14 protein-coding genes are annotated in these 16,864 nt (G+C 41.2%); 11 read left to right on the top strand and 3 right to left on the bottom strand.

What is annotated here, in order from left to right; translation table 11 throughout:
- Positions 1–39: 39 nt before the first annotated feature.
- The 10 genes from CL667_08590 to CL667_08635 all read left to right on the top strand — a co-directional run bounded on the left by CL667_08590 (position 40) and on the right by CL667_08635 (position 11,928).
- Positions 40–1,752 (top strand): NAD+ synthase, encoded by a 1,713-nt coding sequence (locus tag CL667_08590; protein MAL17757.1) that lies wholly within the window; start codon positions 40–42, stop codon positions 1,750–1,752.
- Positions 1,753–1,861: 109 nt separating this feature from the next.
- On the top strand, positions 1,862–3,874 hold the full coding sequence (locus CL667_08595) for a lytic transglycosylase (protein ID MAL17758.1): 2,013 nt from the start codon (positions 1,862–1,864) through the stop codon (positions 3,872–3,874).
- A 7-nt stretch (positions 3,875–3,881) separates the two neighbouring features.
- Positions 3,882–5,525 carry a hypothetical protein gene (locus tag CL667_08600; GenBank protein ID MAL17759.1) on the top strand — a complete coding sequence of 548 codons (1,644 nt, stop codon included), beginning with the start codon at positions 3,882–3,884 and terminating at the stop codon, positions 5,523–5,525.
- Positions 5,526–5,528: 3 nt separating this feature from the next.
- Positions 5,529–6,380: a phosphatase gene (locus CL667_08605; protein MAL17760.1), complete on the top strand. Its 852-nt coding sequence runs from the start codon at positions 5,529–5,531 to the stop codon at positions 6,378–6,380.
- A 1-nt stretch (position 6,381) separates the two neighbouring features.
- A complete protein-coding gene (locus tag CL667_08610; GenBank protein MAL17761.1) occupies positions 6,382–6,852 on the top strand; it encodes a 6,7-dimethyl-8-ribityllumazine synthase in 471 nt (156 codons plus the stop codon).
- 73 nt (positions 6,853–6,925) lie between these two features.
- Positions 6,926–7,753, top strand: a complete 828-nt coding sequence (locus tag CL667_08615) for a di-trans,poly-cis-decaprenylcistransferase (protein ID MAL17762.1) — start codon at positions 6,926–6,928, stop codon at positions 7,751–7,753.
- Positions 7,754–7,772: 19 nt separating this feature from the next.
- On the top strand, positions 7,773–10,247 hold the full coding sequence (bamA, locus tag CL667_08620; protein MAL17763.1) for an outer membrane protein assembly factor BamA: 2,475 nt from the start codon (positions 7,773–7,775) through the stop codon (positions 10,245–10,247).
- Positions 10,247–10,783: a hypothetical protein gene (locus CL667_08625; GenBank protein MAL17764.1), complete on the top strand. Its 537-nt coding sequence runs from the start codon at positions 10,247–10,249 to the stop codon at positions 10,781–10,783. Before bamA ends, CL667_08625 begins: the two co-directional genes overlap by 1 nt.
- Positions 10,784–10,837: 54 nt before the next feature.
- Complete coding sequence (locus CL667_08630) at positions 10,838–11,356, top strand: hypothetical protein (protein MAL17765.1); 519 nt, start codon at positions 10,838–10,840, stop codon at positions 11,354–11,356.
- Positions 11,357–11,379: 23 nt separating this feature from the next.
- Positions 11,380–11,928: a hypothetical protein gene (locus CL667_08635; protein ID MAL17766.1), complete on the top strand. Its 549-nt coding sequence runs from the start codon at positions 11,380–11,382 to the stop codon at positions 11,926–11,928.
- Positions 11,929–11,987: 59 nt separating this feature from the next.
- On the opposite strand, the gene CL667_08640 is transcribed toward CL667_08635, so the two are convergent.
- The gene (locus tag CL667_08640) at positions 11,988–13,100 is read right to left on the bottom strand and encodes a hypothetical protein (GenBank protein MAL17767.1); all 1,113 of its coding nucleotides are present in this window, start codon (positions 13,098–13,100) and stop codon (positions 11,988–11,990) included.
- Positions 13,101–13,215: 115 nt separating this feature from the next.
- Between CL667_08640 and CL667_08645 the strand changes: the two genes are divergently transcribed.
- Positions 13,216–13,830 (top strand): ribonuclease HII, encoded by a 615-nt coding sequence (locus CL667_08645; protein MAL17768.1) that lies wholly within the window; start codon positions 13,216–13,218, stop codon positions 13,828–13,830.
- On the opposite strand, the gene CL667_08650 is transcribed toward CL667_08645, so the two are convergent.
- A complete protein-coding gene (locus tag CL667_08650) occupies positions 13,831–15,081 on the bottom strand; it encodes a rod shape-determining protein RodA (protein ID MAL17769.1) in 1,251 nt (416 codons plus the stop codon).
- The gene (gene mrdA / locus CL667_08655) at positions 15,074–16,855 is read right to left on the bottom strand and encodes a penicillin-binding protein 2 (protein ID MAL17770.1); all 1,782 of its coding nucleotides are present in this window, start codon (positions 16,853–16,855) and stop codon (positions 15,074–15,076) included. The genes CL667_08650 and mrdA overlap by 8 nt, the downstream gene beginning before the upstream one ends.
- Positions 16,856–16,864 lie beyond the last annotated feature (9 nt).

Consider the following 16,864-nt stretch of genomic DNA (forward strand, 5'->3'; position numbering starts at 1 on the left):
CATGAACTGCTTATCTTGAAACGAATTAAATAAGGAACTGTGCAGATACGACTTCAACAAATAAATCCTACAATTGGGGATTTGACCGGTAACAAAGAGCTCATCCTTCAGGCTATTTCACAAGCTGAGGGTGATGGAATTGATTTATTACTTCTCCCCGAGTTAGTGACCTCAGGATATCCGCCTATGGATTTATTGGAGCGGCAGGTATTTCTGGATTTGATGTATAAAGTGAACCGGGAAATCATTCAATCCACAAACAATACAACGGTCATATTTGGCTCTATCACGGAGAACCTGACCGGGAAGGGTAGAAAGAGCTTTAATTCGGCAATTGTTGCTCAGAAAGGGGAAGAAGTCACGCGGGTTCACAAAGCACTGCTCCCAACTTATGACGTTTTTGACGATCTCCGATATTTTGAGCCTGGTAAAGAATTTGAGCCGGTGATGATCGACGGTTTTCCGTTTGGTATCACGGTCTGCGAAGATATTTGGTACAATGATAATGACATCCAGTACCATATTTATGATGTGAATCCTGCGGAAGTCTTAGCTAAGAAAGGAGCCAAAGCTATCATTAATATTTCAGCATCTCCTTTTAATAAGGACAAGCCGGTTACCCGAAAGAATATGTTGAGGAATCATGCTGAGCAACTTGGTATTCCTTTATTCTATGTGAATCAGGTTGGAGCCCAAACTGAACTGATTTTTGATGGTGATTCTCTGGCTTTTAACGGAAAGGGGGAGATGAAGGCACGCTCAAAACGCTTTGAGCCCGATGCTGTAGATATAGAATTTGATAAAGACACCGGCACCGTTGAATCGATTTCTGAAGTAGAAGCTAACTTTGAAACACCTTCCAAAGAGCAGGTTATGTTTGAAGGATTGGTGCTTGGAGTGAAAGACTATCTTAAAAAGTCGAAAGCAGCCGAAAAAGTGATTCTTGGTTTAAGTGGAGGTATAGATTCTGCACTGGTGTGTACGATTGCAAAAGAAGCGCTTGGTGCTGAAAATGTAAAAGCCGTGACGATGCCTTCAGCTTTTTCCTCAGAAGGGAGTGTTTCCGATTCTGAAAAACTGGCCAACAATTTGGGGGTTGAGCTCCTTGAAATCCCGATTAAAAACATTTACGAAGAATATCTTAATGCTTTGGCTCCCATTTTTGAAGGCACAGAATTCAATGTTGCCGAGGAAAACCTTCAAAGTCGCTCACGCGGTGATATACTCATGGCGATAGCCAACAAGTTTGGTTATATGCTGCTGAATACAGGAAATAAATCAGAGATGGCGGTGGGCTATTGCACACTTTACGGTGATATGGCAGGTGGTTTGTCTGTGATTTCTGATGTGTATAAAACAGAAGTGTATAATATCTGCCGATGGCTGAATGAAGAATATTATGGCCAGGAAGTGATTCCCGAAGCCATTCTCACAAAACCCCCAAGCGCTGAATTACGGCCTGATCAAAAAGATTCAGATTCTTTGCCAGACTACGGAACTTTAGATACCATTTTGGAATACTACCTGGAAGAACAGCGATCAAGAGAACAAATCATCAGCAGCGGTATAGACGAACAGATCGTAGATCGTACACTTCGTTTAGTAGATCTGAACGAACATAAGCGGTTTCAAGCTCCTCCTGGACTTAAAGTTTCCGCTAAAGCATTTGGAACCGGCCGCAGATGGCCACTTGCACAGCAATGGACGGGTAAAGAAAAGCAAATGCTTGAGTCCGAAAAAATTGAAAAATAAGGGCGCTAATTAAGCATCTTTACCGTTGGTGTAGCTGTGTGTTCAACTCTCCCAATTCAATACAATAATTAGTACTTTACCCTAATAAAATTTAAATCATCTTTAATACATGCTTACTAAGTTACGAATTACGGCTATAGCCTTCATCTGTTGTATGTTTTTAGCTCCGGGCATTTCTGCTCAGGATACGACTGCAACCCTCCAGTTAAAAGACATGCCATTACGGCTTTTAGATTATAGAAGCCCCATGCAGGGCATTAAAGATGGAGAAGGTGTAACAGAGCAACCTGCCATGCAGGAACTGGATAACTTCCAGAAAGATATCATGAGCCGGATTTCTGATATATATCGAATCCATATCAAGGCCATGGATGCTCAGGTAAGTAATGATCCATTGGAAGCTGAGGCTCAAATCAATGATGCACTTGCAGCCACACAGGGTTTATTAGACGACTATCCTGAAATAAGAGGAGACCGGCGCTTTACAGAATTGTATCGCTCAGTGATTTCCGAATACCGCCAATTTTATGGAATAACCGAAGTTGGCAATGAGCCAGAAGGTGAAATCTTTGCCATTCAGGAAGAATTGTTTTCAGAAGATGACAGCTGGATGAAGGAAGAATATGATTTTCCGGATGATTTAGCTCTCAACAAAACGGATGTGCCTCTTATTCAGAATGATAAAGTAAATCGCCACCTTGTTTATTATACACTCCGCCGGCCTGAAGTGATGGAGACGTGGCTACAGAGAGCAGTAAAGTATCAGCCAATGATGCGCAAGATATTCAGAGAAGAAGGCGCTCCGGAAGAACTTACTTATTTGGCGTTTATTGAAAGTGGACTCAACCCTACGGCTCAAAGTTGGGCAGCCGCTGTTGGAATGTGGCAATTTATCCGTGCAACAGGCTCTGTGTATGGTCTGGAAGTAAATTGGTGGGTTGATGAACGTCGTGACCCGGAAAAAGCAACCCGTGCTGCTGCTCGTCACTTAAGAGATTTATATAATATTTGGGGTGACTGGCATCTTGCAATGGCCAACTACAATATTAGTCCACGCGGATTAAAACGTGCGATCAATCGTGCCGGTGGAGTTGAAGACTACTGGGCTGCTTATCCTTATTTGCCTCGTGAGACAAGAGGTTATGTGCCCGGATTTATAGCGACAACCATGATTGGTATGAATCCTGAAGAGTTTGGCTTTCAAAAAACATATGAAGGTGAGCCTTACTCTTATAGAGTTGTTGAAGTTGACGGTTTGATGGAGCTTACAGAACTAGCTGCTGCCGCAGGAATCTCAACAAATGAACTGAAGGACTACAACCCTGAACTGCTTAGATGGGCAACACCTCCGGGTGGTAAATATCCTTTAAAACTTCCTGTTTCTACCGATAGAGAAGAGTTTTTAGCTAATTATCAGGAAATCCCTAAAGAAAGCCGAAGTCAAAATATCACTATGCATACGGTGAGTAGTGGAGAGTCATTGGGACTGATTGCCCGTAAATATGGAACAACTGTTGCCGGACTTTATGGCTCAAATGAAAATCTTTCGAGCACTATTTATCCGGGACAGAAAATAGTCGTTCCTCTTCCTCAAGGCAGTGTTTCAGAAATTTCAGCAAACCGCCCTACGAATCAGCAACAAAGTGTGACATCCAGAACCTCATCTTCTTCATCAAAAGTGAGTGCTCCTGCAAATTCTACACCGGTTACCTATAATGTTAAAACCGGGGATACTGTAGGTCATATTGCAGAATGGTTTGACGTGAGAGCTTGGAATATCCGCACATGGAATGGTATAGGTAATACAATCCGTGTAGGACAGTCATTAACTGTTCATGTACCTAAAACCCGTGAAAGTCACTATAAAAAAGTGAATGAGATGAGCTATTCTGAGAAGCAGTCTATTGAAAGAAAACAACGCCAGGGCGAGAATATCTTTATTGCTTCAGCTAACACTTCCACAGATGGCGATAACTACACAACCTACACTGTTCGTCAGAATGATACATTGAGCGAGATCGCTGAGAGTTTTGGAGTTGGCCTTAGTGAATTGAGAAGTCTGAATAACATCTCTGGAAACAGAATTTTTGTAGGACAAACCCTGCGCATTTCAAGTAACTAATTTACTTATGATCAAGAAAGGGAAATATAAAGCAGTATTTGCATTAGCAATCGTGGTACTGGCTTCCGCAGGGATAGCCGCTCAACAGTCTGATATCTATTTCCTGATCAAAAAAAATTTCAGCATTTTCAGTAAAGGCTACGAAAATGTAGCCCTTGAATATGTTGATGAAGTCGACCCCGAAGTGCTTATGCGAAATGGGATCGATGCTATGCTAGAGACGTTAGATCCTTATACGGTGCTTTTCAATGAGGCACAGAATGAGCAAGCTGAGATTATGTCTCGTGGAAATTATGCCGGGATTGGTATCCAAGCCGGTTATCGTGATGGGGAAGTCGTTGTGATTGCACCTACAGAAGGCGGGCCGGCCGAGCAGGTTGGAATTCGAGCCGGAGATGTAATTGTAGCTGTAGATGGAGTCTCAACAGAAAGATTACAGCCGGAAGAAGTGAATGCTTTAACCAGCGGAGAAGTAGGGAGTGAAGTTACGGTGTCGATTGAGCGATTTGGTTTAGATCAAACGCTTGATTTTACTCTTGAACGCCGTCGAATTGAAGTGTCTAATATCTCTTACTCAGGTTGGATTGGAGAGGAAGATAATACCGGTTATATCCGCTTGTCTCAGTTTGGCACCAATTCGGCTGAAGAAATTCGCCAGGCAATGATTGAACTAATGGCAGATCAGGATTTAAATGGTCTGGTCATTGATGTCCGTGATAATCCGGGAGGAATCCTTCAGGAAGCTGTTGGTATTCTTGATAAATTTATAGAACCCGGAATTACAGCAGTAGATATTAGAGGGAGAGTAGCAGAATATAATCAGAACTTTACGACCCGCGAACCGGTGATGTTCAATAAACCGGTTGTGGTGTTGATTAACGAGGGAAGTGCCAGTGCATCCGAAGTATTAGCCGGGACGCTGCAGGATTTAGACCGTGGCTTGATTGTAGGACAACAAAGCTTCGGAAAAGGATTAGTTCAGGTTGTAAAGCCGTTACCTTACAACACTTCTCTTAAGATAACAGTAGCCCGATATTACATTCCTAGCGGCAGGAGTATTCAGTCGGTTCAGTACACTCATCAGGGGCGGAATTCTGTAATTATGGATGCCGATTCATCCAAAAGGGAATTTAAAACAAGAAATGGACGAACTGTTTATGAAGGCCGGGGAATTGAGCCTGATGTGGTGTCACAAAACGAAAAGATGAGTATTCTTGAAGTTGCTCTTCTGCGGGAAGGGATGTACTTCGACTTTGCAACTGAATATGAAGCAACGCATTCCGCTTTTGATTATAACGAGCTTCCCGACGAGGTTTACCAAGAATTCAGAGCATATTTAGAGGAGCAAGGATTCAGCTATACTACAGATTCTGAGAAATTACTGGCAGACCTTAGCCAAAAACTACAGGAAGTAGAAAGTGCAACTCCACAGCTCGAAGGTTTGCAGTCAGCGATTACCCAGGAAAAGGAAGCGCAGTTTACAGAAGACGAATCCAATATTCGCCGGACATTGTACCTGGAGTTAGTTTCTCGGTATGAGGGTCAGTCGGGAAGAGTTAGGGCTGGATTAAGAACGGATCCAGACGTATTAAAGGCTCTTGAATTTATTTCAAATGAAGAAGAGTTAGTTAATTTGCTCTCAGGAAATTAGAGGATGCCTTCCAAAGCTGATCTACATATTCATACCACTTGCTCTGATGGTCGACTTTCACCTATTGAGGCTGTACAGATGGCGAAGGATAAAAACCTTGTCAGCCTTTCCATAACTGATCACGATACTTATAAGGCTTATTTTGAAGCTATTCATAAAGCCAAAGAGTTAGATATTGAACTCATTCCGGGAGTAGAAATAACTTCTACCCTTGGTGATGATGAGGTTCATATACTGGCTTATTATTTTGATCCGGAGACCAATTATCTGGAAGATTTTTTAAAGCAGCAGAAAACGGCTCGTAAAAACCGTATCAAAGGTATTATTGAAACGGTAAATAAATCCGGTTTGGATGTGGATTATGATGAGGTTTGGGCTGAAGCTAACGGAGCAAATATTGGAAGACCTCATTTAGCGCGAGTGCTTACGCAAAAAGGATATGTTAGCAGTCCCAAAGAAGCTTTTATTCGATATTTGAGTAATCAAAAGTTAGGATCTATTGAAAATACATATCCAGACTATCGTGAGGTGATTGAAATCATCAAAAACGTTGGAGGAGCAAGTGTAGTGGCTCATCCGGGAAGATTATATAACTCCGAACAAATTCAGGCTTTTGTAGATGCCGGAATCGACGGGATTGAATGCATACATCCGAGTCACAATTTCAAACTGCAGAAGAAATACACTGAATTTTGCGAAAAGAACAGCTTATTGATGACTGGAGGAAGCGATACTCACGAAGGTACAGGAGCCAGTTACACACATATGGGCGTGGTGACTATTGCTTATAAGCATATTGATAAAATGAAAAGGATGACTGAACAAAGAAAAAACATCATAGAAATTAAAAACTGATATGGCTGTAGAATTTATTGAAGGTGATACAAATCCGGATAATGTAAAGGTTGGAATCGTGGTTTCCCGATGGAACTCAATGATTACCGACAAAATGCTGGACGGCGCACTGAAGGCTTTAAAAGGAAATGGCGTTTCTGATGAGGATATTACCGTTGTGAAATGTCCCGGTTCGTATGAAATTCCACTGGCTGTCCAAAAGGTACTCGAACACCGGGAAGTGGATGGGGTTATTGCGCTTGGAGTTGTAATACGAGGAGGAACTCCTCACTTTGAATACGTTTGCGACGCTGTAAACCGCGGAATCACGGATTTAATTTTAAAACATAATAAACCGGTGGCTTTTGGAGTTCTTACAACCGATGACGTGAAACAAGCCCTGGAACGTGCAGGGGAGAAGGGAAACAAAGGCGGCGAGGCTGCTTTGGCTCTTCTTGAAATGATTTCATTGGAACAGAAACTGACTTCATGACTGAATTATTTACCTTGATAAAGGACAAGCAAAGCTCTAATTTTCAAAGCTTCAAAATCAGCCCAAAAATCACTTGAAAGAGCTTACTTTAACAAACACCGTACAAACCGAAGAAGACAAGGAGAATCAGGAAACCCTGCAAAATTCCGGGGAAATCCCTCTTCATATAGCCATTATTATGGACGGCAATGGTCGCTGGGCCAAAAGCAAAGGCAGTATTCGTCTTCATGGGCATAAAGTAGGTGTTGATTCAGTTCGTGATATCACGGAATCTTGTGCTCAGCTTGGTGTGAAGTATCTAACTTTGTATGCGTTTTCAACTGAAAACTGGGGACGTCCATCTGCGGAAGTGCAAGGATTGATGAGATTGCTGGTTTCTTCCCTCCGAAAAGAAGCAGAGAATTTAAATAAGAATGATATTCGTCTTGCTACAATAGGACAGATGGATCGTTTTCCTAAAGCTTGCAAAAACGAACTTCAGGAAGCCATAGAGCTCACCAAAGATAACAATAGACTTGAACTCTGCCTGGCATTAAGCTATTCAGGGCGATGGGATATTACAGAAGGTGTAAAGAAGATTGCCCGACATGTTAAAGAAGGCCGCCTGGACCCAGAGCTAATCAACGACCAAATGATTAGCGATCATTTATCCACGGCAGATGTACCTGATCCTGATTTGATTATCCGAACAAGTGGTGAATATAGAATCAGTAATTTCTTGCTATGGCAGTTAGCATACTCAGAACTTTACATTACAAAAACATACTGGCCAGACTTCAGAAGAGATGAACTATACGAAGCAATTCGTTCTTACCAGCAAAGAGACCGTAGATTTGGAAAAATTCCATCTTCTAAAGACGAAAACTCTCTTTCATCTCGTTTAGTAAACAAAAAATCATAAGCATTAACCAAAAGGCGTGTTGTTACTTTTGAAAAGATTACTTTTTGCAACCTTATTGACGTTCGGCTTTACCTCCCACCTTTTACAGGCTCAAGATATTAACTTAACTGATCCTACTGAACTAACCCCTGCAGAGTATATAATTAAGCAGGTTACGGTTGAAGGGAATAAGAATACACGTCCACAATTTATTAAGAACGCAAGTACACTTGTTGAGGGTACTTCAATTGTATACCCCGGTGACAAGCTGAATCGTTCTATAAGCAGATTATACCGCTCAGGTTTATTTTCTGATATAAAGATATACGTAACAGAGCGCACAGCTACAGAAATTAGTTTTCAGATTGAAGTTGAAGAACAGGCTCGGATCCTTGAGTTCAAGTTAAAAGGAATTAAGCGATCTGAACGCAGAGACTTAGAAGATCTGCTGGTACTTACTCCGGGTACCGTAATCACCGAGGCAGCCGTTGGTCAGGCTAGAAATACCATCAAGCGTTTTTACAGAGAGAAAGGTTATTGGTACACAGAAATTGAGACAGAGACGAAAGAAGTAGAAGGGGTTGAAGATAGAGTTCGTCTTATTTTCAACATTAAACCAGGCAAAAGGCTGGAAGTCAAGGACCTCGCTTTTAAAGGAAATGATGCCTTCTCAGAACGGACACTTCGCCGAAAAATGAAACCGTTGAAAGAAGACGCATGGTGGAAGATTTTCGGAAAAAAGGTATACAAGAAAGAAGAGTTTGAAGAAGGGCTTGAAAGCATGCTCACCTTCTACAGAGAAAATGGTTTTACAGACGTACGCGTGACAAGTGATACCGTTTATAGCTACACTCATGATGGTCTGTTTAAAGATAAAGAAGCCCTAAAGGTTGTTTTGACCATCGCAGAGGGACCAAAGTATAAAGTCCGAAATATCACATGGGAAGGAAATACGGTTTACACGGATGAACGACTCACTGAAGCCCTTGAATTCAATAAAGGTGATGTGTTTAATGAAACTAAGTTCGACCAGAACGTTAATATCAATAAGAATAACACGGATATTAACAGCCTCTATCAGAATATTGGGTATTTGTTTTTCCAAGCTGTCCCAACCATCACGAAAGTAGGGGAAGACTCCCTCGACATCCATTTTGATATTTATGAAGATGAAATAGCTACGATTCAAAATGTTGGGTTTTCAGGTAATACCCGTACTCATGATGATGTGGTTCGCCGTACTCTTCGAACAACTCCCGGAAACCGGTATAGCAGAGATGCAATCATTAGAACAATTCGTGAACTAGGTACGCTTGGGTATTTTGATCCACAGAATATTGAACCTGACGTATTGCCGAACCGCGAAGATAAAACCGTTGACGTCAACTATCGCTTAGATGATACTCAAAGTACCAGTAACTTTGAATTTTCCGGTGGTTATGGTGGACCAAGTATCGGAGTGATTCTTTCAGCCCGAGTTAATTTCAATAACTTTTCTCTTAAAAGAGCATTTGAAAAAGGAGGGTGGACTCCAATCCCATCGGGTGACGGTCAAAACCTTTCATTAGGCGTACAGGTTACAGGAACCGGTTATCAAAGCTATAGTTTTGGATTTCAGGAGCCTTGGTTCAGAGGAAAACCTACCTCAGTAGGTTTCAATCTTTCTTACAATTTGCTGAACTACAGAAATTCTACGGAAAGAAATGAATTGTTTTCCAGTTCTGTTTCGATCGGTAAGCGCTTGAAATGGCCAGATGATTACTTCTCAACACGCTCGATAATTGGTTATCAGCTGTATAACATCGAAGGAAACTCATCTTTCCTAGCTGATGGTACTTCTAGTCTACTGACTTTTGAGCAGGTATTGGAGCGTAATTCTTTGGTAAACCCAATTTCGCCGATTACAGGTTCTAAGTTTACTCTTTCTTTTGAAGCAGCACCGCCACTACCCGGATTTTCAGAGTATTATAAACTGAGAACAGAGTATCAGCATCATGTGCCGCTTGTTGACAAGCTAGTACTGACCAGTATGGTTAACTATGGATACATTGGCTACTTCACTAAAGACAAAAGAAGTCAGCTTAATAAATTCCTGGTTGGTGGTACTCAGCTTCAGCAACGTCAAAGCTTCTTATACGATAATATTGATTTGAGAGGTTATCCAGGTGGAACCAGTCAAAGTATTGCACCGATTGTAGATGGACAGAAAGTAGGTGGTACCATGTTCAGTAAGTACTCCTTAGAGCTTAGATACCCTGCTGTTTCAAACGATCAGCTTCAGGTAATACCTTATACTTTTACTGATGCAGGTAATTCGTATCTTGACTTCAGTGATTTTGATCCCTTCCGAGTTAAGAGATCTGCCGGTTTCGGAGTGCGTTTATATCTTCCGGTTCTCGGGTTAATTGATCTTAGTTACGGTTACAGGTTTGATGGAGTTGATATTCCAAGAAATACCAGTGGCGTACAACCGGGTAATTGGGAGTTCTTGTTTAACATTGGAGCACCATTCTAATGAGATTTTATAAATTTATCTTTCTAATAATTCTTGTAGCCGGATTTACTCAGGCTGCTATAGCTCAGGAACAAAAAATTGGGTTCTATGAATCTGATTTTATTCTTCAGCAAATACCTGAGTATGAAGGCATTCAGCAACAGCTGGACCTTTTAAGTAACCAATGGAAGGAACAGATTACTGAGCTTGAAACCGAAATTAAGGAGCTCGAAGAAGATTACTCGGCAAAGGAAATACTATATACCGAAGAAATTCGTAATCAAAAAAGAAGAGAAATAGCTCAAAAGAAAAGAGAGAAAGAACAATTTCTTGCACAAAAATTTGGTCCTGAAGGTGAGTATTTCTCAAGACAACGAGAGCTTCTGGAACCTATTCAGCGTCAGGTTTTTACAGCGGTTAGGGCAGTTGCTCAACTGAATAATTTTGATTTTGTGTTCGACCGATCAGGTGATATCTACATGGTTTATGCTAATAATGAATACAATTTAAATGAAGATATTCTGTTAGAATTGGGAATAGAAATTGAAGAGCAGTAAAGACAATTAAGTCATAAAACATTTATAATTAGCACTAACGATACAAACATAATTATGAGTAAAAAAATTACAGCCGTACTTTTACTATTGGGCTTCATTGGCATTCAGAATGCATTTGCCCAAGTGAAAATCGGATATACAAATCCTTCCCGCGTTTTGAGTGAACTTCCGGCGGTAGAAGAGGTAGACCAACAGATAAATGCATTGATTGATCAAAGAGATCAGGAACTTGCTCAAAAGGCAACAGACCTTCAGCAAGTATTCTCAAACTATGAAACTTCAATGTCTGGTTTATCTCAGCAGGAGCGCTCAACACGAGAGCAAGAACTACTTGAATTAAATCAAGAGTTTGAGCAACAGCGAGAAACGATGATGAATGAAATTCGCCAAAAGAGAAGTGAGTTAATGTCACCTATTATTGAGCGGATGAATACCGCAATGGAGCAAGTTGCTCAGGAAATGGATTTAGATCTGGTTCTGAATGAAGGGACTTCTTATGGCGATGCGATCATCTTCTTTGCAAGCAGTGAGCGCCTTGATATCACCAGTAAAATTATCGAAAAATTAAAATAATCATAGCCAACAATAAGATACTAATGAAGAAATTAAGCCTATTACTGATTTCCTTTTTTATTGCTTTTTCTACACTAGATGTAGCAACTGCTCAGGAAACAGAGATGAAAATCGGGTACGTTAACCCTCAAGCTGTACTAGCAAAAATGCCTGAAATGGCTGCGATTCAAAAAAGATTGCAGAACTTTGCCGAGCAAAAACAGCAAGAACTCATTCAGAAAGAGCAAACTTTCCAGCAGCAGGTAACTGAATATGAGCAGAAAGCAGGCGTTAGAACCCAAGAAGCTAATCAGCGTGAACAAGAGCGTTTAGCTCAACTCCAGCAGGATTTAAGTACTGCACAGCAGGAAGCTGAAGCTGCACTTCAACAAAGAAGACAGGAATTGTTAGGACCTATGTTTACACAAATTGGCACTGCAATTGACGCAGTTGCTGAAAGAAAAGGACTTAGCTACGTGTTGAATACAACAACTTCAAGTGGTGACCTAATTATCCTTTATGCTTCTGATGAATATCAGGCTGAGTATGATATCACTGATGCTGTTATGCAAGAGCTTGGAGTATTTAACTAATAGTTAAAAACTCTTCTCTTACTAAAAAGATTTAAGCCGTTCAGATTTGGACGGCTTTTTTATTTCACATTCTTTTTTCTATTCTGGATATAATCTTCAAAGATGTATCCACCAAGATTATCCAAAGAGGCAAAATATGCTTTTCCTTTATTTGCTTCGGTCATTTCCCGTACAAAACTTTGCAGGTAAGGATCTTGGGCTATCATGAAGGTGGTGATGGTAATCTGATCTCTCCGGCATTTTACGGCTTCATCTAACACCTTATTCACAATCTTCCGATCTAGGCCAAAGCTGTTTTTGTAAAGCTTCCCGTTTTCAATCATACAAGATGGCTTCCCATCGGTAATCATGAAAATTTGTTTATTCGCATATTTCTTACGCTGGAGGATATGACGTGCTACTTCAAGACCCTGCTTTGTATTGGTATGATAAGGGCCCACTTTTAAATAGGGGAGGTCGTCTACAGATATTTGCCAGGCTTCATTTCCAAAGGCTACGATATCTAAAGAATCTTTGGCATAGTTATTCATAATAAGCTCAGACAAAGCCATCGCTACTTTTTTGGCTGGTGTGATTCGGTCTTCGCCATATAAAATCATTGAGTGGCTTAAGTCAATAAGAAGAACCGTTGCCACAGATGTGTAATGATCGGTTTCATAAACTTCGAGATCATCTTCCTGAAGATTAAATGCATCAATGGTGCTATGGTTAAGCATGTTGAGCATGGTACTTACACTGTCTATTTGGCCAATGTCGTCGCCCTGATTCCATTTTCGGGTTTCAGGTTGTCGCTCAAGTCCCCGGCCGGTATGCGGAGATTTATGGGAACCCATTCCGCCTTTGTCGAGATTCTTAAATATTTCTTCTAGTGAACGCTTTCTGAGGCTGCGCTCAGTTTTCCTCGTCATATTGAAGCCACCACCGCTGCCATCATTTTCGATGTAGTCTCGTTCTCTAAGCTCATCAATGAAATCACCTAATGAATAGCCATCATCAAACTGATCGGTAATATCGTACTGATTATCGAGGTCGGTAAGCCATTTCAGGGCTTGCTTTACATCTCCGCTTGATATGGTGAGCAACTGTTGGAATAAATCCCAAAGTGTATCAAAGGGAGATTTGCCATTTGATTTGGCATACCGTTCATCCCATTCAAAATATTTAAAATGCATAATCGGGTTCCTTTTTCTAATCAAATACTTAGTTGGTCAAATGAGTTCCATTATATCAGAAAAGAATGAATTAACTGAATATATTTGAGGCCAACAATTTCAGAAAAAGCAAAAGATTATCGACAGGCTTAAGTTTGAACGACAATTATGGAGTGAAGGCTATTCCCGCGTAATGGGTTTGGATGAAGTAGGCCGTGGCTGTCTTGCCGGGCCGGTTGTAGCAGCGGGGGTTGTCTTTAAACCCGAGACGGATATTCCGGAAATAAGGGATAGCAAAACAATTAGTGAAAGTGAGAGGGTTGAATTAAGCAAACGTATTAAGGAAGAAGCGCTGAGTTGGTCGATACAAGAGGGAAGTATTACCGAAATTAACGAGCTTAATATTTTATGGGCCTCGCTTCACACAATGCAAAAATGTGTAGATTCGGTTAAAATGACTCCGGATTATTTATTGGTTGACGGAAATCGATACATCAGTTCTTTAATCCCTTATACCTGTCTTGTTAAGGGGGATGACCGGTCGATGAGTATCGCGGCAGCATCGATCTTGGCTAAGGTATACAGGGATGATTTGATGAAAGAGCTCCACGAAAAGTTTCCTGAGTATGGTTGGGCTAGCAATGTTGGTTATCCAACCAAAGTGCATAAACAAGGATTGAAGGATTTTGGGTACACTAAGTATCACAGAACTTCTTTTAAACTAGGCACGGATAGATTGCGGAGTAAGTAACTATCGGTAGATGCTGAATTCCCGCTTATAGAAGTCCATATTTAAACAGATGGCTAACATGATTGTGTTAGTGATAAAGGCAGACCCTCCATAGCTTACAAAAGGAAGAGGTAGTCCAATTACAGGGAGAAGGGCTGAGGCGCTTCCAACATTAATAAAGAAGTGCACAAAGAAGACAGAGGTTACGCTTACAGTAACTAACTGAGCGAAAGGGTGCTTGTGGCTGCCCGCCATATTTAGGAGCCTTATAAAGAGAAATAAGAATGCACCGATCACTATAAAAGCTCCTACAAAGCCAAATTCTTCCCCAATTACGCAAAAGATGAAATCGGTCCATTGTTCGGGAAGGAATTTTAACTGTGTTTGAGTTCCTTCTAAAAATCCTTTTCCGGTAAGCCCGCCTGAGCCAATAGCAGTTTTAGCCTGAATGACATTCCATCCGGCACCGGTAGGGTCATAAGCTGGGTTTGTGAAAGCAGCGATCCTGGCTATTTGGTGAGGTTGAAGTAATTGTGTTAGTGCCAGATGTACACCCGACGTAGTCAGTAGCCCTGTAACTAAGGAAGTAATTGATAACCAAACTCGGCGCTGAATAAAGAATATAATTGCAGTCAGGATCACGGCCGCTATCACTCCATAATACCATTCTATTACGGCCAGGTAAGCAATTATTGCCGGCGAGATAATGAAGAGAGAAACACCGTAGGGTAGTCCTGACCAAAATAGCATTACGGGAATCAGGGTTAAGAAGATCAATGCTGTTCCAAGGTCGTTTTGCAAAAAAACGAGGACTGTTGGTATCAAAATAATTACTACAGAAGTAAGTGCGTACCTAACATTTTCCGCAGTAATATCTCTTCGGCTTGTTAAATAGTTAGCTGTAGCTAATATCGTAGCTATTTTCATCAACTCACTCGTTTGTAAATTGAATGGTCCAAATCTTAACCAGCTTTTGGCGCCATTCACTTCTGTTCCAAAGAATAGAGTAAGAATCATCAGGACTAATCCTAAAGCGTATAAAGCATAGGAGAGCTGGATGAAGTTTCGAGGCGAGATAAGTTGAATTCCAGCAAGTATGAAAAAAGAAAGAGAAACAAAGATAACCTGCTTGAAAAAATTATTCTGTATGTATTCCGGTAAAAATTCTGATACAGGCCCCTGAGTTGCGCTATAAATGGCGATAATCCCAATCGTAGACAGGGTAATCCAGACAAAAACTACAGACCAACTAAATTCTCTGATGTTATTCATCTATCAGCTCCGAGTCAGTAGGTCTGGATTCAAAATTGAGGACATAGTTGTACACATAGTTTCGTGTGATTTCCCCATTGATGTATTTATCTATCAATACTGCAGCTACTGGAGCAGCAGAAATAGAACCATACCCGCCATTTTCGATTAGAACACTTACGACGATTTGTGGATCATCAAACGGCGCAAAAGAGGTGAACCAGCCATGATCCCTGCCGTGGGGATTTTGAGCAGTTCCGGTTTTACCGGCTGTAGGCACTTCAGGATTATTCGTGTAATAACGGCTGCTTCCCTCATCAACCACTTTACGCATTGCGGCTCGCACATTCTGAAGGCTTTCTTCATTAATCCAATTTACCTTGTTTATAACAGGTTCGCGCTCATTTATAAACCCCTGCGGACTTCGAACTGATGCTACAATATGAGGTTGAACTCTGTATCCACCATTTGCCACCACACTCGTCATTTGGGCGACCTGCAGTGGAGATACAGAAAGAAGCCCCTGACCAATTCCCATACTGAGAACATCCCCTAATCCCCATCTGTTTTCACCAAAAGCTCTATCTAAATATGCACTGTCTGGTACAATGCCAACGGTGGCAAAAGGGAGGTCGATTTGAGTTGGTACACCAAGCCCAAAATCCTTTAACTTTTCACTCCAGGTATTTAAATATCCGTTCGATGCCATTCGATCCATAAGAGAGAAAAAGTAAGTATTACTTGATAGGGCAATAGCTTTTTCAAGATCATATTCACCAATAGGTGCCGTATCTCTGTATGGTCTTCCTCTAACGTATGCACCGCTGTTATAAACTTTGGTGTCTTCATCGATAAATTCCAAATCCTGACCAATTAATGCCATAGCGGGTTTAATGGTAGATCCGGGTGGCTGACGCCCTGAAATAGCTCTGTTATACAATGGGGTGGTTGAATCAGCGTTAATGGCTTGCCAGTAATCCTGATCAAGTCTTCCTGCAAGCTTACTCAAATCATACCCGGGAGAACTAACCATTGCCAAGATAGCGCCAGTTCTTGGATCCATGGCTACTGCCGCACCTCTTTTGCCTTCCATTAACTCTTCAGCAAGAATTTGAAGGTCAGTATCTATGGTTGTGATGAGGTCACTGCCTTGAATAGGGGAACGAGATAATTCACTATCCTCAAAATCTCCCAAGGCCTGGCCAAAAGCATTTACTCTTAAATAACGGACTCCTAATTCACCGCGTAAAGTGTCATCATAAATCATCTCCAGGCCACTTTTACCGATTTTGTCTCCCAGTCTCAAGGTCTCCGAGCGATTATATTCATTTTCGTCGGCTTCACGTAGATAGCCAAATAAATGAGAAGCTCTCATTTCCGTGGGATAGTGACGTTTACTCTCTATCTGATGGCCAATTCCGGGCAGCTGCCATAGATTTTCTTGAATCGCTGAAAAAGTAGGGAAGTCGATTTCAGTAACGAGTCTAGACGTTCGATGCCAGGAGTATTGCTGAGCCTCCTGAACTTTCGTTGTCAGTAAAGAATCAGATACATTCAGCAAATTGGCTAAAAGGGGAATTTTCTCCTTATTAAAAAGAGAAGGAGTAATTGTGATTGAGAAAATAGGTTCATTATCGACAATCAGCTTCCTGTTGCGATCATAGATAAGTCCACGAGCAGGATCTATATATTCTTGTCTCACTGAGTTTTCCTGCCCAAGAGTAGCATAAACGTCATACTCAACAATCTGAAGGTAAAAAACTCGTCCCAATACAATAAAAGTGAGCCCAAGTATAATGACTTG

The organism is Balneola sp. (assembly GCA_002694685.1).
In the GTDB taxonomy this organism is placed as follows: Bacteria; Bacteroidota; Rhodothermia; order Balneolales; family Balneolaceae; genus Gracilimonas.